The sequence below is a fragment of the Vibrio sp. Vb2880 genome, from assembly GCF_033337975.1.
In the GTDB taxonomy this organism is placed as follows: Bacteria; Pseudomonadota; Gammaproteobacteria; order Enterobacterales; family Vibrionaceae; genus Vibrio; species Vibrio alginolyticus.
The window spans coordinates 87,431-108,114 of sequence record NZ_JAWORT010000013.1 but is presented as its reverse complement, the minus strand read 5'-3'; the positions used below and the strand labels follow the sequence as shown (position 1 = coordinate 108,114).

Annotated in this window: 22 protein-coding genes; 17 read left to right on the top strand and 5 right to left on the bottom strand. The window is 43.2% G+C overall.

Going from position 1 to position 20,684, the window contains the following annotated elements:
* Positions 1-22: 22 nt before the first annotated feature.
* Positions 23-988, bottom strand: a complete 966-nt coding sequence (locus R7M92_RS15340; RefSeq protein WP_137282067.1) for a helix-turn-helix domain-containing protein — start codon at positions 986-988, stop codon at positions 23-25.
* A 537-nt stretch (positions 989-1,525) separates the two neighbouring features.
* On the opposite strand from R7M92_RS15340, the gene zwf reads away from it, so the two are divergent.
* The 5 genes from zwf to R7M92_RS15315 all read left to right on the top strand — a co-directional run bounded on the left by zwf (position 1,526) and on the right by R7M92_RS15315 (position 6,804).
* Entirely contained in the window at positions 1,526-3,028 is a 1,503-nt protein-coding gene (gene zwf / locus R7M92_RS15335) for a glucose-6-phosphate dehydrogenase (RefSeq protein ID WP_017634563.1), read from the top strand.
* Complete coding sequence (pgl, locus tag R7M92_RS15330; RefSeq protein ID WP_005387158.1) at positions 3,025-3,741, top strand: 6-phosphogluconolactonase; 717 nt, start codon at positions 3,025-3,027, stop codon at positions 3,739-3,741. Before zwf ends, pgl begins: the two co-directional genes overlap by 4 nt.
* 38 nt (positions 3,742-3,779) lie before the next feature.
* The gene (gene gnd / locus R7M92_RS15325; protein WP_005442184.1) at positions 3,780-5,228 is read left to right on the top strand and encodes a decarboxylating NADP(+)-dependent phosphogluconate dehydrogenase; all 1,449 of its coding nucleotides are present in this window, start codon (positions 3,780-3,782) and stop codon (positions 5,226-5,228) included.
* A 197-nt stretch (positions 5,229-5,425) separates the two neighbouring features.
* A complete protein-coding gene (locus tag R7M92_RS15320) occupies positions 5,426-6,280 on the top strand; it encodes a hypothetical protein (RefSeq protein ID WP_053350327.1) in 855 nt (284 codons plus the stop codon).
* Positions 6,277-6,804 carry a hypothetical protein gene (locus tag R7M92_RS15315; protein ID WP_053350328.1) on the top strand — a complete coding sequence of 176 codons (528 nt, stop codon included), beginning with the start codon at positions 6,277-6,279 and terminating at the stop codon, positions 6,802-6,804. Before R7M92_RS15320 ends, R7M92_RS15315 begins: the two co-directional genes overlap by 4 nt.
* Positions 6,805-6,814: 10 nt before the next feature.
* Here R7M92_RS15315 and R7M92_RS15310 read toward each other — a convergent pair whose 3' ends face one another.
* Positions 6,815-7,018, bottom strand: a complete 204-nt coding sequence (locus tag R7M92_RS15310; protein ID WP_005377162.1) for a hypothetical protein — start codon at positions 7,016-7,018, stop codon at positions 6,815-6,817.
* Between the two features lie 578 nt (positions 7,019-7,596).
* Between R7M92_RS15310 and R7M92_RS15305 the strand changes: the two genes are divergently transcribed.
* Entirely contained in the window at positions 7,597-7,734 is a 138-nt protein-coding gene (locus tag R7M92_RS15305) for a hypothetical protein (protein WP_005377165.1), read from the top strand.
* A 61-nt stretch (positions 7,735-7,795) separates the two neighbouring features.
* Here R7M92_RS15305 and R7M92_RS15300 read toward each other — a convergent pair whose 3' ends face one another.
* Positions 7,796-9,562, bottom strand: coding sequence for a sigma-54-dependent Fis family transcriptional regulator (locus R7M92_RS15300; protein WP_042523814.1), 1,767 nt, complete (start codon positions 9,560-9,562; stop codon positions 7,796-7,798).
* A gap of 239 nt (positions 9,563-9,801) precedes the next feature.
* Here R7M92_RS15300 and R7M92_RS15295 point away from each other — a divergent pair, with 239 nt between their 5' ends.
* Positions 9,802-11,322: an aldehyde dehydrogenase family protein gene (locus tag R7M92_RS15295; RefSeq protein WP_104975362.1), complete on the top strand. Its 1,521-nt coding sequence runs from the start codon at positions 9,802-9,804 to the stop codon at positions 11,320-11,322.
* A gap of 126 nt (positions 11,323-11,448) precedes the next feature.
* Here R7M92_RS15295 and exsE2 read toward each other — a convergent pair whose 3' ends face one another.
* Both exsE2 and exsC read right to left on the bottom strand, forming a co-directional pair.
* Positions 11,449-11,754: a T3SS regulon translocated regulator ExsE2 gene (exsE2, locus tag R7M92_RS15290; protein WP_005377171.1), complete on the bottom strand. Its 306-nt coding sequence runs from the start codon at positions 11,752-11,754 to the stop codon at positions 11,449-11,451.
* 8 nt (positions 11,755-11,762) lie between these two features.
* Positions 11,763-12,209: a type III secretion system regulatory chaperone ExsC gene (exsC, locus tag R7M92_RS15285; protein WP_005377174.1), complete on the bottom strand. Its 447-nt coding sequence runs from the start codon at positions 12,207-12,209 to the stop codon at positions 11,763-11,765.
* A gap of 388 nt (positions 12,210-12,597) precedes the next feature.
* On the opposite strand from exsC, the gene R7M92_RS15280 reads away from it, so the two are divergent.
* The 10 genes from R7M92_RS15280 to R7M92_RS15235 all read left to right on the top strand — a co-directional run bounded on the left by R7M92_RS15280 (position 12,598) and on the right by R7M92_RS15235 (position 20,681).
* The gene (locus tag R7M92_RS15280; RefSeq protein WP_042523812.1) at positions 12,598-13,011 is read left to right on the top strand and encodes a YscW family type III secretion system pilotin; all 414 of its coding nucleotides are present in this window, start codon (positions 12,598-12,600) and stop codon (positions 13,009-13,011) included.
* A 609-nt stretch (positions 13,012-13,620) separates the two neighbouring features.
* Positions 13,621-14,481: an AraC family transcriptional regulator gene (locus R7M92_RS15275; protein ID WP_005377191.1), complete on the top strand. Its 861-nt coding sequence runs from the start codon at positions 13,621-13,623 to the stop codon at positions 14,479-14,481.
* A 148-nt stretch (positions 14,482-14,629) separates the two neighbouring features.
* On the top strand, positions 14,630-15,610 hold the full coding sequence (locus tag R7M92_RS15270) for a T3SS regulon anti-activator ExsD domain-containing protein (RefSeq protein WP_318133761.1): 981 nt from the start codon (positions 14,630-14,632) through the stop codon (positions 15,608-15,610).
* 12 nt (positions 15,611-15,622) lie between these two features.
* Positions 15,623-16,051, top strand: coding sequence for a YscB family type III secretion system chaperone (locus tag R7M92_RS15265; RefSeq protein ID WP_005377195.1), 429 nt, complete (start codon positions 15,623-15,625; stop codon positions 16,049-16,051).
* Entirely contained in the window at positions 16,048-17,922 is a 1,875-nt protein-coding gene (sctC, locus tag R7M92_RS15260; protein WP_238939336.1) for a type III secretion system outer membrane ring subunit SctC, read from the top strand. The genes R7M92_RS15265 and sctC overlap by 4 nt, the downstream gene beginning before the upstream one ends.
* 5 nt (positions 17,923-17,927) lie before the next feature.
* A complete protein-coding gene (sctD, locus tag R7M92_RS15255) occupies positions 17,928-19,229 on the top strand; it encodes a type III secretion system inner membrane ring subunit SctD (protein WP_213912363.1) in 1,302 nt (433 codons plus the stop codon).
* Positions 19,216-19,419: an EscE/YscE/SsaE family type III secretion system needle protein co-chaperone gene (locus R7M92_RS15250; RefSeq protein WP_005377198.1), complete on the top strand. Its 204-nt coding sequence runs from the start codon at positions 19,216-19,218 to the stop codon at positions 19,417-19,419. The genes sctD and R7M92_RS15250 overlap by 14 nt, the downstream gene beginning before the upstream one ends.
* Positions 19,420-19,437: 18 nt before the next feature.
* The gene (gene sctF, locus R7M92_RS15245) at positions 19,438-19,686 is read left to right on the top strand and encodes a type III secretion system needle filament subunit SctF (RefSeq protein ID WP_005377199.1); all 249 of its coding nucleotides are present in this window, start codon (positions 19,438-19,440) and stop codon (positions 19,684-19,686) included.
* A 3-nt stretch (positions 19,687-19,689) separates the two neighbouring features.
* Complete coding sequence (locus R7M92_RS15240; RefSeq protein WP_017634556.1) at positions 19,690-20,049, top strand: YscG family type III secretion system chaperone; 360 nt, start codon at positions 19,690-19,692, stop codon at positions 20,047-20,049.
* Positions 20,046-20,681 carry a YopR family T3SS polymerization control protein gene (locus tag R7M92_RS15235; RefSeq protein ID WP_054575039.1) on the top strand — a complete coding sequence of 212 codons (636 nt, stop codon included), beginning with the start codon at positions 20,046-20,048 and terminating at the stop codon, positions 20,679-20,681. Before R7M92_RS15240 ends, R7M92_RS15235 begins: the two co-directional genes overlap by 4 nt.
* Positions 20,682-20,684: the final 3 nt, after the last annotated feature.

Genomic DNA, 20,684 nt, shown 5'->3' with positions numbered 1-20,684 from the left:
GTTAACAATTTGGTGCAAAACACTAATCTTTGGAACTTATTCTTCTGTTCTTAGGTTTTAAAGATAGCGAGTCGTTTGGCTCGACAGGAATCCAATACTGCATTTGTGCTTGTTCGCTATCAACATCATAACCTTCTGGATAAAGCTCTAACTCATAACCATCGATAGCATGATAATTAGAGTAGGGTAGCCAATGTAAAATAAACCATTCCAGCGTTGAGGCGAGCTCTGATGCTTTGCCTATGTGTGTAATGACGGCGTAGGTTTGCTCAGGAACAGCCAAGAGGTCTAACCCCGAGTTGGAAGAGTTCGTTGATCTTGGTGCGTTTGCTGTTGGACTGCACTCATAACCTGCCCAATACTCAAGTTGTTGGTTGTTTGAATACGCTTGAGTCACATCAATCACGCCAAAGTAACTACTTTCCGAATTGTTAAGGTTTTCAGATGAATAAAGACGTGACCAAAGTGACGGTACTTTGGATTGGAAATCGGGCGCAGCGGAAAACAATCCGTGAATAGGTTCATGATAACCAGCAAGTTCAAAAGCCGGTTTTGTTTCTATTCGAACTTCAATAAAGCGCTGATGTTTTTTCTCTTCTTTTGGTGTCTTACGCAGCGTCAAAGGTTGTCTCAACCCGGAGAGTTGTTGCGTTTTTCGATATTCACGGGGGCTTTTTGAAAACATATTCCTGAACGCTCGGCTAAATGCGTGTTCAGATGTAAATCCCATTTCTATCGCTATATCTAACGAGCGGTCAGAAGTATGGATTAAGCGCTCAGCCGCAAGGCTAAGTTTAAGCTCTCTGATGTAGTGAGCGACGGATACGCCAGTGTGTTGTTGAAATACGCGTTGCAGTTGCCAGCGCGACCAACAACTTGCTTTCGATATTTCATCTACGCTCAGAGTGCTGTCTAAGTTGGTGTGAATGTAGTCAAGCACCGATTGTATTCGGTTTATGGGGTGTGGGTTAATGGCGCTTGATTTCATGGCGTTCTACTTTCACATTAATAGTGATTTCATTATCTTTAATTGAGTATCATTATCAATAGGATGATGAAATAAAAAGTAAGTAACACAGATCACGATAAAACTGTAATGGATTGCAAGTATGAGTAATTATTGCCCATATTAGAGTTTTTGCTTAAATTCTGGAGCGTTCAGATGAAACTTTTTTTATCAATAAAATACAATCGCTTATGACGTTTTGTGCAACTTATTTAAACGTTTGCACTGGCAAGTGTTGATGTAAATCAAATAGTCGTAGACAATATTGCCCCGTGTCGGACTCTCCTCCAGCGAGTACAGTGTGTACTTTTGAGACATAAGTGACTTAAATGACCTCAATACGTCGTGTTTCCAAGAATCGGAAATGCAACTTCTTGAGGTTCTTTGGGCCCATAGACTTTACCTATCAACGTAATAGGTAAGACCAATTTTCTATTTTGAGGTGCCATTGATAGGGTTGGCTCATTCTCTAGCCGTATCCGGGCACACAATAAGTACCTCGTTTTTAAGGGAAAGATGATGGTAATACCAGAAAACAGCAGCATCGTTATTTTTGGTGCTTCAGGTGACCTTACGTACCGTAAGCTCATTCCTGCTTTATACCACCTCTACGCGAACAAGCAGCTTCCAGAGAATTTTGCCATTCTGGGTGTAAGTCGCACTGAATACAGTGATGAGTCTTACCGCGCGAAGCTGAAAAAATCGCTTCAGGAAATGGAAAAGACTGAGCCAGAAACGCTTGATGCATTTATTAACCATCTGCACTACCAAGCAATTAATACTTCTGACACACAAGATTACGGTAAGCTATCTTCTCGCTTAGACCAACTTGCAGACGAATATCAATTCGAGCAACGCAATACGCTTTTTTACTTAGCAACCCCACCAAGTTTATACAGTGTGATCCCTGCAAGTCTTGCAGCACATGGTCTTAACAGTGAAGAGGATGGCTGGAAACGCCTGATCATTGAGAAACCATTCGGCTATGATCTTGAATCGGCGCGTATTCTGGACAAAGAAATTCACGAGCACTTCCAAGAGCATCAAATCTACCGAATTGACCATTACTTAGGTAAAGAAACGGTACAAAACCTACTTGTGCTTCGTTTCTCTAATGCGATGTTTGAGCCGCTTTGGAACCGTAACTTCATTGATTACGTTGAAATCACAGGCGCAGAATTCCTTGGCGTAGAGGAGCGTGGTGGTTACTACGACAACTCTGGCGCTGTGCGCGACATGTTCCAAAACCACTTGCTACAAGTATTAGCAATGGTAGGTATGGAACCACCAGCGCAAATCAATGCAGACTCGATGCGTGATGAAGTGGTAAAAGTGCTTCAATGCCTAAAGCCATTAGACGAAAACGCTCTGCGCAATGACCTAGTATTAGGCCAATACACGGCGTCTGAAGTTCGTGGGCAAAGCCTACGCGGCTACCGTGAAGAGCCGGGAGTTGCAGACGATTCTCGTACAGAGACTTACATCGGTTTGAAAGCGTACATCAACAACTGGCGTTGGAATGGCGTGCCATTTTACGTGCGTACTGGTAAGCGTCTTCCAACACGCGTTACTGAGGTGGTTATCCACTTTAAACAAACACCGCATCCTGTGTTTGGTCAAAACGCACCAGAAAACAAGCTGATCATTCGTATTCAACCAGACGAAGGCATTCAAATGAGCTTTGGCTTGAAAGAGCCAGGCGCAGGCTTTGAAGCGAAGGAAGTGAAAATGAACTTCCATTACGCTGACCTGCAAGAAACGCAAATGCTAACGGCATACGAGCGTCTTCTACTTGATGCTTTGAATGGTGATGCTACGCTATTTGCACGTAGTGATGCGGTGGAAGCGTGCTGGCAATACGTACAGCCAATCTTAGATTTTAAGCAAGATCCACAATCCCTCTTCGGGTACGCATGCGGCACTTGGGGACCTAAAGAGTCAGATGACTTGTTACAGCGTGATGGCCGCGCTTGGCGTTTCCCATGTAAAAACTTAACAGATACGGATTACTGTGAACTATGATCAACCATAAGATCTACCAAACAGCAGAACAGGTAGTTGAAAGCCTAGCTAACGATATGAAAGCGTTTAGCGAAATGGGCAGACCTGTTCACATCTCTCTTTCTGGCGGCAGCACTCCTAAAATGCTGTTTAAACTACTGGCTTCAGAGGCTTACGCAACCTCCATTCAATGGGAAAACCTCCACTTTTGGTGGGGTGACGAACGTTGTGTTGCCCCTGACGATGCAGAAAGCAACTACGGTGAAGCGAACACGTTGTTGTTTAGCCAAGTAAATATTCCTGCAGAAAACATTCACCGCATCCGTGGCGAAGATGAGCCTAAAGCAGAAGCCGAGCGCTTTGCAAAAGAGATGGCAGAGGTAATCCCGAATGAAAACGGCACACCTGTGTTTGACTGGATCTTATTAGGCGTTGGTGCAGATGGTCATACAGCTTCTCTGTTCCCTGGCCAAACGAATTATGATGATGCGAACCTATCTCTTGTGGCGTCGCATCCTGAATCGGGCCAACTTCGTGTGTCGAAAACCGCACGCGTATTAGAAGCAGCGAAACGCATTAGTTACTTAGTGCTTGGTGCAGGAAAAGCGGACATTGTTGAAGAAATTAACAGTTCACCAGCACACGCACTGCCATACCCAGCGGCTAAGATTCAAGCGAAATCGGGCCTAACGGAATGGTATTTAGATTTAGACGCGGCAGCAAAAATTGCTTAAGACGCTGCTCGTCGATGAAATAAAATTGGAGAGAAACAATGAAAGGTGATATCGGTGTAATTGGCCTAGCAGTAATGGGTCAAAACCTTATCCTAAACATGAACGATCACGGCTTTAAAGTGGTTGCTCACAACCGTACTGCTGCTAAAGTAGACGAGTTCCTGGAAGGTCCAGCGAAAGGCACAAACATCATCGGTGCATACTCTCTAGAAGAACTAGTAGAGAAGCTAGAAACACCACGTAAAGTGATGCTTATGGTTCGTGCAGGTGACGTTGTTGACACGTTCATTGACAACCTAATTCCGCTTCTAGACGAAGGCGACATCATCATCGACGGTGGTAACACTAACTACCCAGATACAAACCGTCGCGTAGCACATTGCCGTGAGAAAGGCATTCACTTCATCGGTACTGGTGTATCTGGTGGTGAAGAAGGTGCACGTTTTGGTCCTTCAATCATGCCTGGCGGCGCGGCTGAAGCTTGGGAAGCGGTTAAGCCTATCTTCCAAGGTATCTCTGCAAAAACTGACGCTGGCGAGCCATGTTGTGACTGGGTTGGTAACGACGGTGCTGGTCACTTCGTTAAGATGGTACACAACGGTATCGAATACGGTGACATGCAGCTTATCACTGAAGCTTACCAGTTCATGAAAGACGGTCTTGGTATGTCTGCAGACGAGATGCAAGCAGTATTCGCTGACTGGAACAAGACTGAACTAGACAGCTACCTTGTTGAAATCACGGCTGACATCCTTGGCTACAAAGATGAAGACGGTGAGCCTCTAGTTGAGAAGATCCTAGACACAGCAGGCCAAAAAGGTACTGGTAAATGGACTGGTATCAACGCACTAGACCTAGGCATTCCACTAACGCTTATCTCTGAGTCTGTATTCTCTCGTTGTCTATCTGCACTGAAAGACCAACGTGTTGAAGCTGAGTCTCTATTCGGTAAGACAATCACTCCAGTTGAAGGCGACAAGCAAGAGTGGGTTGATGCACTACGTCAAGCGCTACTAGCTTCTAAGATCATCTCTTACGCTCAAGGCTTCATGCTAATGCGCGAAGCGTCTAACGAGAACGGTTGGGACCTAAACTACGGTAACGTAGCTCTAATGTGGCGTGGTGGTTGTATCATCCGTTCTGCATTCCTAGGCAACATCCGTGATGCGTACGAAGCGAACCCAGATATCGCGTTCTTAGGTTCTGATGAGTACTTCAAAAACATCCTACAAGGCAGCCTAGCAGCATGGCGTAAAGTAGCAGCGAAGTCTCTAGAGTCTGGTATCCCAATGCCATGTACGATTTCTGCGCTATCTTTCCTAGACGGTTACACAACTGCTCGTCTACCAGCGAACCTGCTTCAAGCTCAACGTGACTACTTCGGTGCTCACACTTATGAGCGTATTGACCGTCCACGTGGTGAATTCTTCCACACTAACTGGACTGGTACAGGCGGCGACACAGCGTCTACAACTTACGACGTGTAATCGTTTTAAGTAAACCGACTAAATATAAAGATATAAAGGGATGCCCAAGTGGCATCCTTTTTTGCGTCTGTAAGATATTGGTAGATTTAAAAGTTACATTAAACGTTGATTCGTCACGCACTTCTCAGAAATGGGAGAGCAGGTTTTTTTCTTCCGATTAGAATATGCCGAGTTAAAAAGTCTAAGGAATAGTGGAGATGACCACCGATAAGTTTCAGTGTTTGAGTAAAAGAAATAAAGTTAAAAGAAATGGTTGCTTAAAGAAAATTGAAGAAAATGAAGTAGATATATATGTATTAGATAGCAGAGGCCTCGTTGATCTTTGGATATTTGAAAAAAGATTCAAAGGATTAAGTGAAGAACAAGTTAAGGACCTTGCAGCATCTATGAAAGTTGCTGAGTTTGTTAGCTCGAGGGGAAGTTTATTACATGATATTGCCGCATTCTATATACTCGCAGAAGACCTTCATAAAGGAGGGACGATAATCGGGAAATATGAGATAACTAGGAATGGTTCTAAAAGTTACATCACCTTTAAAGGCAACCACAGACTCAGAAGTATAGTAAAAGGCACACGTTACCTTTTGAACAATGCCAACATTTTGGCTTTAGGAATAGGACAAGCTGGTCTGAAAGTGAGTGCTAAAGGTGGAGTGTTTCTCACAATTATTTATTCAGTCCCCTATCGAACTCTAGAGCTTGCATTTAAAAAAGATTATTTGTTCAGTAATTGGGTTGTCAATGTGAGTTCTGACGTTATAAAAGCTTCAATTTCAGCGACAATTGGATACTTAGCAGGAGCTTATTTTATAGGTGCTACAGGAGTCGTATTATTACCTATTGGAGTTGGTATTGTTGCTGCTTTATTAGTTGGAGAGGTGCTAAATTCTTTGGAAGGAAAGCTCGAATTGAAAGAAAAAGTTATTGCGGCTATCGATGAGCACTTTGAGAAGAGGGCTATACAAGCAATTGACGAAATCAATGAAGACATTGTGAGACGCAAATCTATAAGTCAACTTAAGCGTGCTACCACCAAGGCTATTTTCTTATGATAGAACAGAAGCACCCGGCGCATTCAGCTTTCGTTTTGGTAATATGTATTACCTTGAGTGCGTACTCAAGTTATCGGTTGTATGAGTATTTAACATTAGAGTCTCTCCAACATCAAATAAATAGTAACTTTTTAGTCATATATTTAAGTACGTCTCATGTGATTAGTGTTAGTGGCCTGATTCTAGCTCCGACTTTAAGTGTATTTATAGCTTCTCGTGTTATTTTTAAATCTTCAAGTGTATCGATCAAATGGATGGGTTTTGCAACTGTACTTGCTTTGCTAGTTGCTATTCCTGGAAGACTTTGGGAGTTCGGACGACTGCAAAATATTGCCGAAACCAACGGTTACTTGACATGTCCACCTTTCACAATTGCATCAAGCGGAATGTTTGTAGAAGCTATGGTAAAAGAAGAAAAATACTGTATAGAACCAGAAATTAATCGTATTGGTATGTATGGTTATTTTCACGAACTCGAACGGATTGATAACTATATCAAGTCACATAGAAATGACATTCAATAGAAAAGAGCGCCTAGGCGCTCTTTTCAGTGGTCGTTTTCTTGTTTTGATAAAATCTGTCTTTTAGGTAGAGAATTGCACTGACCACAAGAGCCACTAAAGAAACAGTGAATAGGGCGTACATGCTGAGAATCCATGCGAATGTGGCCGTCAAGAATGCAATGAAGGAAAACATCCTGCTGAAAGACATCACATGGCCAAGTTTGTTACTTTTCATAAACGCCTCCCGAAGCTAAGTGGGGATAGACAATTGTGGTCATATGCCACACTTTTAATTGTCTGCTCTTTTGGGGCGTTTAACACAAAAAAGTGGCTAAAGATTTCTCAAAAAAGGTGAAATATTGAACTGGTAGACAAATCGTTAAACTGAGTTGCACAGATATGACTTCGGTTGTCTATAACTTCAAAGTTTTTAACTACGCAGATTAAGGGCATGTAGCGTTATTATTATCGTATTCGAACTCTACGATGCACAATTGCAAGTGAAACTACACTCGTAAGCTCATCCTTGTCGTCAGTTACAGTAAAAGCTTTTTTCTCTTTTTAACAATACCTTAGTAACTACGGGCAATTAAACCCGTTTTTCGATCGAAACTCAGATTGCACAAAAGGTGAAAAAGAGTGCTAGGTAAGCCTTTAAACTACGCCTATAATTAGCGCCCACATGGAGGATGTTTATTATATGAACATCCTTTATTTTTTGAAACTAGCAACAAGGATCCAGTAAAACATGTTTTTCTGGTTTTGTTTACGTCGACCAAGAAGGTAATTAACACAGCAAATTGAGGTTCTAAGATGACTCTTAACAAGTACTTTGTTTTCATTCCAGCAGAATTGGAACAGGAAATGCACAAGGACAATCAAGTGATCTCTGAGAAGGAAACTCAACGTCAGGCATTAGTAAAACAGGCGCAACAACAAGGCGGCCTGTAAGCTAGGTTTCAAAGAGAAAGAGCACCGCAACGGTGCTCTTTTTGTATCTGAGGTCGTAGAATTAACTTAATATGCCAAGGCTTTTCAACTTTCTGTAAATGGTATTTCGGCTCACACCAAGCATACGAGACGTTTTGCTAATGTTCCCCTGATTGGCTTGATATGTTTTGAGCAACTTATCTTCGACGGTTGCACGCAGTTCTGAAGTTGGTTCAGCGGATGCTGCCCCTTCTTGAGCTTGGCTGAGTTTCTTACTTAGGTGGGCTGGGACGTGTGTGAGTTCCAATATTTCTTCACCTTGCGCCATTAAGGCGGATACTTTGATTAAACTATCGAGTTCACGTAAATTTCCTGGCCATGAGTAAGACAGCATCAGAGAAAGTAGGTGAGGGCAAAGCTGTTGTTCAGATTCGGCGTGACGCCGATGAATGTTCTCTATCAGTTGTCGTTTGTCATCACGTTCCTCAAAGCGAGGTAGCTCAATGATCAAGCCATTAAGGCGATAATACAAATCTTGGCGGAACAATCCTTCGCTGACCAAATGTTCCAGATCTTTATGCGTGGCTGCAATGATTTGCGTATCGACTTGAATACTTTGGTTTGAACCCACGGGAAGCACGGTTTTATCTTGCAATACATGGAGCAAGCGGCTTTGAGCTTCCAAGGGTAAATCCGCGATTTCATCCAGAAACAAAATCCCTTTGTGCGCTTGGCGAATTTTTCCCTGATAGCCTTTGCTGTTTGCGCCAGTAAAGGCACCGGCTACGTAGCCAAACAATTCAGATTCAACCAGATCTTTTGGTAGCGCTCCGCAGTTGACGGAAACTAACGGTCCCGTTTTTCTCTGGCTGTTTTTATGGAGTGCTTTTACAAACTCGTTTTTGCCAACACCAGTCTCTCCGATAATCAACAAACTGATGTCTTTATCGATGACGCGATTGGCTTGCTGCCAACAGTGCTCAACAGCGGAGTCGCCATAATGAAGATCATTGGACGCCGCTACAGCCCGAGACTTGACCTTGCTATATTTATCGGTAAGCGGTTTTGTTTTGAAAACGAAAGGGTGCACATTTCCCCGAGTGGATAGAATGTCGTCTAAGGATTGCCCAATGATATTTTTTTGCGCAAAAAGTTGAGAGGCTACTTGATTGTGAGCCAAAACTTGTCCGTCTTCATTTGCAATGATAATTCCTTGCCAACAACTATTCAGTAAACCTTTTTCGCACGCTAAATCCACACGAATATGCCCTTGTGGAATCAAGTTAAGTAGTTGATTCTCCACTTGCTGGACCATGTTTTGTACTAGTACTTGCGTTGAGAAGTCATGTCTCTTTTGCTCGCTCGTAATATCTAATACGCCAATGAGGTTACCAAGATGATCGAAAATAGGATTAGCCGAACAGCTAATAAAACGATGGTGTTGGATAAAGTGCTGATCTCCAATAACAGAAACGGGCTTTGCTTCAACCAAAGCTGTACCAATCGCGTTGGTGCCTTTGACCTTTTCTTGCCAGCATGCTCCAGAGCTTAGCGAGATTTCCGTTAACTTTTCACGAAATCTAGGCTGTCCCCAACTGCCGATGATGACACCATCTGAGTCTGTCAAAATTAAGCGACTGTCGCTATGAGCAAATAGCTGATTAAACAAAGGGAGCGCAAATTGAGTGACTGCCTCTAGCAAAAAATTGAGTTGGTGACGCCTATCTTGGAGCGTTGCTGGCGTTACTCGAATATCTTCAGGGCGTCGACGCTGTTTTAAACCCGCTTGTTCACTTCTGACCCATGAAGTTGAAAGCCAATTGTTATCGCTAATGTGTTGAAGTTCCATGACTGTACCATTTTGTCACAGTGAGGGTGTGCCATTTTGGAACACTTGAACATTGGTGTTCACACCATACATCCGCTCAAACGTCGCTCACTTGGTTTGTTATCGCTTGGTAATCATAGTTTTACATTTAATTAACAACAAGTGTGGTGTAGTTGGCGTGTGACTTGCGTAATGCTCTTTGTGAACAGTGCGATACGACACTGCAATAACACATTGAACGAGAAACAAAAGGAAGAGTTATGATCTATGCACAGCCAGGTAGTGAAAATGCCATTGTTAACTTTAAATCGCATTACGATAACTTTATCGGTGGGGAATGGGTAAAACCAACGGGTGGTGAGTACTTTGACAATATCTCACCAATCAACGGACAAGCGTATTGTAAAGTTGCTCGCTCTGGCGAGGAAGATATTAATTTAGCACTGGATGCCGCGCACAACATCAGAGCAAAATGGGCCAAAACCAGCGTGACAGAACGTTCGAACATCTTGCTGAAAATTGCTGACCGTATTGAGCAGCATCTAGAAGAGCTTGCGGTTGCAGAAACTTGGGAAAACGGCAAACCAGTTCGCGAAACCTTGGCGGCAGATTTACCTTTAGTAGTGGATCACTTCCGTTACTTCGCTGGCTGTATTCGCGCGCAAGAAGGCAGTGCGGCAGAACTGGATGAGCACACCGCAAGCTACCACTTCCCAGAACCGATTGGTGTGGTTGGTCAAATTATTCCGTGGAACTTCCCAATGTTGATGGCGGCTTGGAAACTAGCACCGGCACTAGCGGCGGGTTGCTGTGTGGTATTGAAGCCAGCAGAGCAAACCCCAACATCCATTCTGGTTCTGATGGAAAAAATCGGTGACCTTCTTCCTCCTGGTGTCATCAACGTTGTAAACGGATATGGTTCTGAAGCGGGTCAAGCATTAGCAACCAGCAACCGCATTGCGAAACTCGCGTTTACCGGGTCTACGCAAGTTGGCAACCACATTCTGAAATGTGCAGCAGACAACTTGATCCCATCGACAGTTGAGTTAGGTGGTAAATCTCCAAACATCTACTTCTCAGATATCTTCGATTACGAAGATGAGTATCTTGATAAGTGTATCGAAGGTACGTTACTTGGTTTCTTCAACCAAGGTGAAGTTTGTACCTGTCCATCTCGCGTACTGGTTCATGAAGCGATTTATGACAAGTTTGTAGAGAAACTGACGGAACGCGCACATCTGATTAAACAAGGTAATCCGCTCGATACCGATACTCAAGTCGGTGCTCAGGCTTCTCAAGAACAGTTTGATAAGATTTTAAGTTACCTGGAAATCGGCCGTGAAGAAGGCGCAAAAGTGGTCTTTGGTGGTGGAGTGTCAGAACAGCCAGAGTCTATCAACCAGGGGTACTACATTCAGCCAACCATGTTGGAAGGCCACAACAAGATGCGAATCTTCCAAGAAGAAATCTTTGGCCCAGTGATCGCTATCACCAAATTCAAAGATGAGGCTGAAGCGTTGGAAATCGCAAACGACACTGAATATGGCTTAGGCGCAGGTGTTTGGACACGTGATGCGAACGTTGCATATCGTATGGGCCGTAATATTGAAGCTGGCCGGATCTGGATTAACTGTTACCACGCTTACCCTGCACACGCAGCGTTCGGTGGTTACAAAAAATCGGGTATCGGGCGCGAAACGCACAAGATGATGCTGGATCACTACCAGAATACTAAGAACTTGCTGATTAGCTACAGCATCGACCCGTTAGGCTTCTTCTAGTGAAACTAAGTAATTAATAAAGAAAAAGCAGTATGAATCAAAACCCCGAATCTTCGGGGTTTTTTATTAGCGTGAGCTTGTCGGCTGAAGGTTAACCTAGATGTTTAACCTGCTTTTATTGTGATATCAGGAACGTTGAATTATCGCCACTTTTCGTTCCATAAGCTTTTCTACGGCGGCGTTTTGCTTGTCAATATTGAGTTGCGGATCAAAGTCCAAAACGCGATTGCAAGATTCGAGACTGGCAAATTGATTTAAACATTCACCAAGCTCTCTTTTAGAGCTTGTTCGCGTCATACTGCTTTCTGATGAGGAGAGTAGGGTGACTTTACGGCCATGAAACGTTCCTTGCGGCACTGCATCACTTTGCTGCGCTTGTTGAACGTCATGAACCGATGAATTGGTGTATGTGGATTGGATGTCATTGGACATAAAGACACCTAAACTCTCAAGTCTAAAGTTTGTGGCATCGGTGGTGCCTCATCAATGGTTACATGAGAAGACAATAACGCTTCCCACGACTCGCTGTGCGTCAGCAATTCTGCTAAAGCTGTTTCAAAATATTCGTAATCCAGTCGCCTAATGTTAATGAGTCGGTTTAAACATAGGACATGTCGGTGGTTATCTAAACTAAAAAATAACTGGTGCTCAGGCCAGTGATAATTAAAGGCCAAGAAAGAGCGATAGAGATCGGAATTTACAATTTGAAGGCCAACAATCTCAGCTTCGAGTTGCAGAGTTGTCGATTCAGGATGAAAGATGATATGCACCCTTAGATTATCATCAAAGGCTAAGCTTACTTCATTTTCCGTTAGATGCAGTGCAGGCAAGCCTATTTGATGAGCAAACTTTAGCAAAATCTCATCGATAGTTTGGCGTGCTGACATAGGAGTAGTCCCTTTTGAAATTTTATCAAGGAAAATATTAGATGTATCTCTTCATGTTTATCAATATTAGTCGGTTGTTATTATATTTTGGCTTTTAAATGTGTTGAGAGAAATAGAACGGAAAAATTAAATGTGTTCAGATGCATATCTTAATGGCAATGATATATATGAATATCACTTTTCTCTAATGAACTTCAATTAAGGAAGGAATGAAAGAGAACAGAAACTGCTTTTGAAATTACAGTCCATGTTAACTACGTGTTGTTGAAAAATGCGATTTATTGTCCGCTTGTAGTATAAATATAAGTTGATCTTTTATATTTTTACATAAAGAATTGTGTGAATTTCAAATGAGCTAGATTATATAAAATACGTTTATGGGGTCATAATGAACAATTCTATATGGGCTGGTTTTATTGGGTTATTCATACTGAGTGGGTGCAGTCAGACTGTGTCCGTCAATGGGGTGGATGGCTTTGATACACAGAGTCAGGCATCAGTCTATGGTTGGGTTTCTGTCGACGGCTACTTTCCACCTTCGATTACTTCTCTTGAAGTGGAAATATGTAAAGTTATTGATAATCAATGTCTTAAATCGGCGTCTCAGAGCTACCAAGGCGTTCAGTTGCCTGTGCAGTATTCGTTTTTAATTGCACCAATTCAAGCTGGTGAAGGAAAAATGAAGATTATTGGAAAGCTTTATTCAAACGGTGAGCTCGTTGCGGAAAAAGAAAAGAGCTATTTATTTTTAGAGGGAAATAAACAAGAAAACTTGATTCTTGTTCCAAAAATAAACAGATAAAATTTTAAGCACTACATTTTTATTAGAATTTTCTAATTTATAAAAATAAAGACTATATCTTTCCTTTTGTGAAAGATTTGTTGTCTTTTATAAACATTAATTACATGACTTTGAAGTCATCGGGTCAGTTGTTTTTTAGACTCATACTTGTTGCAAAAACAGTATTTTTTATGATTATATCTCGCTCCTTGAACACGTTGGTTTGGCGTTTTAGGCTATAAAATATACATTTTTATGATTTTGGAAATTTAATTTTGTTCTCGAAACGATGCCGAAATCTATTTAATTGTATTCTAATGTATAACAAAACAACCAAACTTAAATAACCAAATGATATTTAAGTTTTGGCTAATGATAAACGCTATCTGATAAAAATAATAAAGACGGACAGCAGAAATTTACTAAGTCAAACTTTTACCTTTAGGTAAAGGTAATGCTTGGGTTATTCGCTAATTATTCGGGGGGTATGGTAAGTGATAGAACTTCTATGCTCTTTTCTTTGCTTCTTTAATTCATACAGCAGTACTTAGAAATAACAACAATCAAAGTAGTGCTTTGAAAGTTTCTCAACATTTGCACTGAGAAACTCAAAATAATGAAGGGTAGAAAATGGATGTGTCAGGCCAACTAAACTCAGAAAGGGTCGACTCGAGTTCACGAAAAATTCGTAGTTTTTCCTGCTATGAAAAATCTGACGAAGTATTTCACTCAGACCAGTCTCACATTGTTGTCGTTCACAATGGTCAGCTTCGAGTTCAAACAGGTGATTGCACAATCGATGTTGCTGCAGAAAATGGGGTATTTCTATCCCAAGGGGATTACTTGTTAGAGTACTCTCCACTAGATGGGGCATACAAAGCGTCGATTATTGCTTACGACAATGAACTCGTTAGTCAGTTGCTGCAAAAACACAGTGATCTCTTGATGATGCTGCCTAAGGTAGACAAAGTTTGTTCTGGTTTGTTTACTTTTGGTTTGAACATACTCGTTGAACAAGTGCTTTCTAGCATGCAGACGCTTGAGCAACAAGCGTACCCTGATGCCATTATGTGCCTAAAATACGAAGAACTACTCATTCTCTTGCTACACAGCAAAGGAGGAGAATCACTGTATGCGTTGCTGTCACAACAAACAAACCGTACGTCGGAACGGTTACGTCGATTTATGGAACAGCATTACTTAAAAGAATGGAAGTTGACAGACTACGCGCAGGAGTTTGGTGCCAGCTTAACCACTTTTAAAGAGCTTTTTAATGAGCACTATGGCATTTCTCCAAGAGCCTGGATCAGTGAGCGTCGACTACTGCATGCTCATAAACTGCTGTTGACGAGCAAGATGAGCATCGTAGATGTGGCGATGGAGGCAGGGTTTTCCAGCCAGTCTTACTTTACGCAGAGTTACCGTCGTCGTTTTGGAACGACCCCAAGCCGCGTACGTTCGGGAGACGATCAAGTGGCTATCGCGAAATGAAATGACTTGGGACTAAAATTTTCTGACTAATTTTGAAAGTCACTCACCAGTGTAAATTCTATTATGTATCGTGTAACAACGAACGATTAAAAATTATTACATCTCTTTCTTTCTGGATTGTTCGAAAGGGGTGCGGAGACGAACATAAATGAAAAAGCAGCATTGGCGACGCCGTTCGCTTTTTCCAGACAGCATAGTGACACAGCGGAAAGTGACTGTTTTACAAAGAGGAGCTCGTTATGAAAGCGCCTCGAAACCTACGCAGGATCTCAATGTTGTGCACGTCAATCACCGACAATTGTTGAGTGAAGGCGTCATAAATTATGAGCAGTTATCTTTACTTCAACGCTTGTTGGATAGAAATGTCGTCGATAGCCTATGCGCTAGCCAGTTAGTTAAAACGTATCAAAAACTTGGTGCTTCGATAGACCGGTTTGCCATGCGTTTATTTTTGGAAATTGGATCGCAGCTCAGTGATAGCAGCACAATCACAACGTTCGAACAAAGGCTGGACTACATCAACTCTCGTCTGGGCTTTCGCTTTAATTTGGCTGTCCCAAAAACGTTGATGCTTTGTTTCCATTTATCACTCAACGAGTGGATTAACCGACAAGTCGATCAAAGTGCTCTTCATGCTTCGATTAAAGTTGAACAACTTATCAATCAACTCGATATTCAGAAGGAATATTGGTCGAAGCTATCAGGGGAAGACACCAGTGCCGTCTTTGTTCAACAGCAACTCGATCTTATTAAGAGCCAGCAGCATCAACTTAAAAAGCAACTTGGGACGTTAAGCGAACAACAGTTGCAAGTGATTGAATGTCATCGTTTGTTAATTGAGAAGTGGCAACCGTCTTTAGACGAGCTGAAAGGGTTCGCGGAGTACACCTCTACAACCGAACAATTTATTTCTGAGTGGAAAAATTGGTGTTTGGAAGCGCGACTTGAAGCCCCTGAGCTGAACGAAGTTTGGGATGCATGCGATGTGGTTTACAACGACCAAAATGCGGTTGCGAAAGTATGGCAATGGTTCAAGAACATGCAAACTGTTGGTGATATCGATCACTACTATTTTGATACTCAAAGTGGTCAGTGCGGCCAGGCTTGCAATCACCTCAGCCAGATCTAAATAGGGCGTTAAATGTTAGATAAGATGATGAAATCTTTAGCGGAAGCGCTAAAGGTAGGGGATTTTATTGCCTCAGAAAATGGTTCTTACAACATCGAGGTTGACCAGTTATCACTGACCATCAAGCAACATGCGTCATGGATTTTATGGGAAGCGACGTTACCCTTCCAGTTTAAAGAGCATCTAGATTATCAACAAGAACAAGCGTTACAACGTTGCATGCAGCTCTCATTAAAAACCATTCGTGAGGATGGCGGCGTACTGACAACCAATGATGATCAGCAATTGATTTTGCAAAGTAAAGTACGGGTTGAGGACTGTTCGGTGGAACGGTTCTCTGCTTTGCTTTCTAAGCACGTCAATCTCTGTGAGCGTTACATTGCATTATTGGAACAAGAACGTGTGAACCACACAATCAACCATACAGTGTGGTTACCATGATGCTAAAAATCTTTCCCAACATTAGACGTGCTGCAACAAAGGCATTGTTATGCGCAGTGAGTGTTGTTCCTTTGGGATATGCGCAAGCAACAGACTTACACTGGCCCGAACAACCGTTCCGCTACTATGCAGATAACGACTCATTAAAAGAGTTGTTGAATAACTTCGGTGCAAATTATCGTGTCTCGGTTTCTGTTAGTGACAAAGTCAACGATCGAGTGAATGGGCGTTTTACCCCTGAAGATCCGGCGGAATTCCTCGATTACTTATCGCAAGTGTACAACTTGATGTGGTATTTCGATGGTGCCGTCTTACATGTCTATAAGGCGACAGAAACTCGCTCACGTTTACTTCAATTGGAATTACTTACGGCTAGAGAGCTACGCAGTACGTTAATTTCCACCGGCGTTTGGGATTCTCGTTATGGTTGGAGAGCGGCTGAGAGCAAAGGGTTAGTCTATCTTGCGGGTCCTCCACGTTATGTCGACTTAGTGGTACAAACGGCGGAGGCATTGGAAACGCGCTTGCTGCAGAAATCGAATTCAACCGACGAATTATTCGTTGAGATAATTCCTTTGAAGTACGCTTCTGCAACGGATAGAGAAATTGCATATCGAGATCAGACAATTACGGTCCCTGGCATCGCATCGGTGTTAAAACGGGTCGTGTCTGGTGTTCAAACTCAAGTGACGAGTGCGTCTAGCAAAGAAGTTACCAGTTCAGATAAGCCTGTAAAAAGTAATAAAACCGCCTCAGTTCATGGTGGCGCAACAGTTGAAGCAGAGCCGGGCCTTAATGCGATTATCGTTCGTGATACTCAAGCACGATTACCGCTCTATCGTAAACTGGTCGCGCAATTAGACCAGCCGCAATCAAGAATTGAAGTCGCGCTATCGATTGTCGATATCAGTGCCAACGATTTAAGTCAGTTAGGCGTGGATTGGCGAGCGGGAGTGTCTGTCGGAAACAACCGCATTGTCGATATCAAAACAACAGGGGATGTGAATTCGGGGGATGTGACGCTCGGCAGTGGACAGAACTTTAAGTCCTTGCTTGATTCAACCAACCTAAATTACTTGCTGGCTCAAATTCGTTTATTGGAATCCAAAGGCAGTGCTCAAGTGGTTTCAAGACCAACATTGTTAACTCAGGAAAATGTCGAAGCGGTACTGAACAACAGCAGCACGTTTTACGTCAAGCTGGTTGGTAAAGAAACCGCAGCACTGGAAGAGGTCACGTATGGCACGTTACTGAGAATTGTCCCACGTATCGTTGGTGATAGATTTGCTGCACGACCTGAAATTAACCTGAGCCTTCATCTCGAAGACGGTGCAAAGATCGCTGATGGTGGCGTCGATGACCTTCCTTCCGTTCGTAAAACTGAAATCAGCACCTTAGCGACGGTTAAACAAGGGCAAAGCTTACTTATCGGTGGTGTGTACCGAGATGAAGTGAGCCATCAGTTACGTAAAGTGCCATTGCTAGGAGACATCCCATATTTAGGCGCGCTGTTTAGAAGTAATACCAATACTAAGCGCCGCACAGTACGAATGTTTATTTTAGAACCTCGAATTGTTGTGGATGGTATTGGCGATAGTGTGTTGATTGGCAACGAATATGACTTGCGACCAAGTATCGGCAAGCTTAACAACATCTCCAACAATAGCGCTGAATTTAAATCGGTAGTGGAAGTATATAGCTGCACATCGAGGGTTCAAGCCGAGCGCTATCAACAAGACTTATTGTCACAGCAAAAGTCGTCTCAATTAACGCAGTGCCAATTACCAACAGGGCAAAAGGGTTGGCGGGTGAAAGTATTGGAATGTGATGACTCACAAAGTGAGTGTGTGCGCCCTTCAGAGGAGTCTTAACCGCGATGCAGCAATGGAAAATTCGTATTTTATCAGGCGTGCATACCGGAGTAGAAGTCACCTTACCTGAAGGTGCTCTCGTGCTTGGCAGTGACGACTTTATTGCTGATCTTGTACTGTCTGATGCTGGGGTCGAAGCGAACCATTTCACCCTCGTTTGCCAGCAAGACTCAGTCATTTTACGAGGCTGTGAAGAGGCAAATCTTAACAGTGAAGACATCGCTGTTGCAGGTGATGGTATCGAGTTGTCACGCCATGCTGTTGTCTCGGTTGGCGTTGTGAAGTTCGCTCTGGGATACGCGGAAGATGCGTTAATTGTGAGTAACGTCAGCGACGAATCTAGCCAACAGAATACACCTGTGGTTGCTGTGCAACGCTCTAGCTGGAAAAAAACAACACTCATCGCTTTGCTTTGCAGTTTTGTCCCGAGTGTCATTTTTGCTGGTATGTGGTACAGCCAAGCTAACGGAAACAACAATGAAATTGTTACAGAAGCAGAACCCATTGTTTTGGTACGTAACATCTTAGGCGAGCTCAAACTTAGCGACGTTCGTGTGGAATGGAATGCCGCCGCACGCCAAGCAGTCCTAGAGGGTTATGTTGAAGACCGAACACAGAAACTCGATCTGCTTGGTCGAATTGATGTCTTGGGCATCAATTACAAAAGTGACTTAAGAACGATGGAAGAAATTCGTCGCGGGGTTCGATTTATTTTGCGCAACCTCGGCTATCACCAAGTGAAAGTCGAAAATGGCGATGAGACCGGCACACTGCTGCTGACGGGCTATATCGATGATGCAAGCCGCTGGAACCAAGTTGAACAAATCTTGGAGCGAGACGTGCCTGGTCTTGTTGCGTGGAAGGTTGAACTGCAGCGAGCGGGTGCCTACATGGATACGCTAAAAGCGTTATTAACGGATGCGGAGCTACTGAAGAAAGTCCAGTTGGTCACCAGCGGTGATCGCATCGAAGTTCGTGGTGAGCTTGATGATATCGAAACGACTCGATTTTACGGTGTGACCCGAGACTTCCGGGAACAATATGGTGAGAAACCGTACTTAGTTTTGAAATCCATACCTAAGGTGAGTAAAGGCACTAACATCGATTTCCCGTTTCGTAGCGTTAACTTTGGCCAGGTTCCATATGTGATTCTGACCGATAACGTTCGCTATATGGTCGGTGCAAGAACGCCTCAGGGCTACCGAATATCCAGTGTTACACCTGCTGGTATTGAGTTGGTTAAAGGCGGGCGGGTGATAACAATAGAACTTGGATATGAAGGCGAGACGAACAATGACAAATCTTGAACAAATTTTAAATAACGACACAAACGGTGCGGAAGTGCACAAGATTAAGAGCAAGCTCTTAGAAGCACAAGCGGTGGTGAAACGTCAGTTGGATTTAGGGTGCTCACCACAGCAGTACCAATTGCTACTCAAACAGTATGAAGCTTACACAGCCGCCCATGCGGTCGTTGAATCATACGAAGCTAACTAAAAAATACGAGGAAGTCTTATGTCATTTTACGATGCTAGTAACAGTGTAAACCTTGATGATGTTAAAGCTAAGTTAGAACAACAAGCGAAAGATGCCAACACAGAAGTGACGGCAGCCATCAAGAACCTAGAAACCAATGCCGATGATCCATCAAAGCTTGCCGAGCTTCAGCACGCGATCAACAAATGGTCTGTTGTTTACAATATCAATGCGACCACCACTCGTGCGATTAAAGATGTGATGCAGTCGATTCTCCAGAAGGTGTAAAGCATGGAACGAGAAACGCGCCAACTGCTGGCTGAAATCGCGCTGATGGCAACAGGTATGCATCGTCATCAAGAAGCCAACACGATTGCAGACGGCCTTGAAGCAAGCTCAGGTTCTGAAGAGACCGTTGCGATGATTCGTGCAATGAGCCTCATGAATAAAGGCTTGTATGAAGAGGCTCATCAATTACTCGAACCACTTTGTAACGCCTATCCAGATCTGATCAGCTTAGCGGCTCTTGCTTCTGCCAAAGCCGGTTTACTGAGCAAAGCGGAAAGCTGGGTAGAACTTGCGTCACAAGGAAGCGAAGAAAGCCAAGCATTTGCTGCGAGCTTTTCTCAGGAGATTAGGAATCTTGGATGATCATTGATTCGAGTAACCTAGGTCTTCAACACCAATCTTTGCGCCAGTCGGAGTCGCGCCATTATGAGCGGAGCGATGAAGACAAGATGAAAGCACTCATGGAGCGAAGTGACAAGCAAGAGCAAGTTTCACATGTTTCTCCAAAAGAGACGCTAGAGAAAACAGAAGCGAAACTGGCGGAGATCAAAGCGTGGTATGAATCATTAAAAGACGCAGAGGTTGTCAGTAAACAAAGTGTCTTATCGTCGTTAAATGAAGCGTTTTCCGACCCTCAAGTTAAACGAGAGGCAATGTGGTACGCCTTTCATGAGGCGAAGAGTGCAAAAGGCAACGAACAGCCACAATCTGATTTGTTAAAGGTGTTGAAGCAGGAGTTACTAGGGAGTTTTTCGGGACAGCTTATTGCCGAACCACCTGCTGATAAAACAGCACTAAAAGCAATGCTAGCGCAGCATTTTCCACTGGGTGCCCAGAAAGAACAAGCCTTATGGCATTGCTGGGCAGAGTTGAAGTCGTTACCTGATATGGCATCAACACTGGACATGGTTCGTGATGAACTTAGCTTCATGATCCAAAAAAATGCGATGGTGAAAAACATCATGACTCACAGTCACAAGTTAGATTTATCTTAGGAG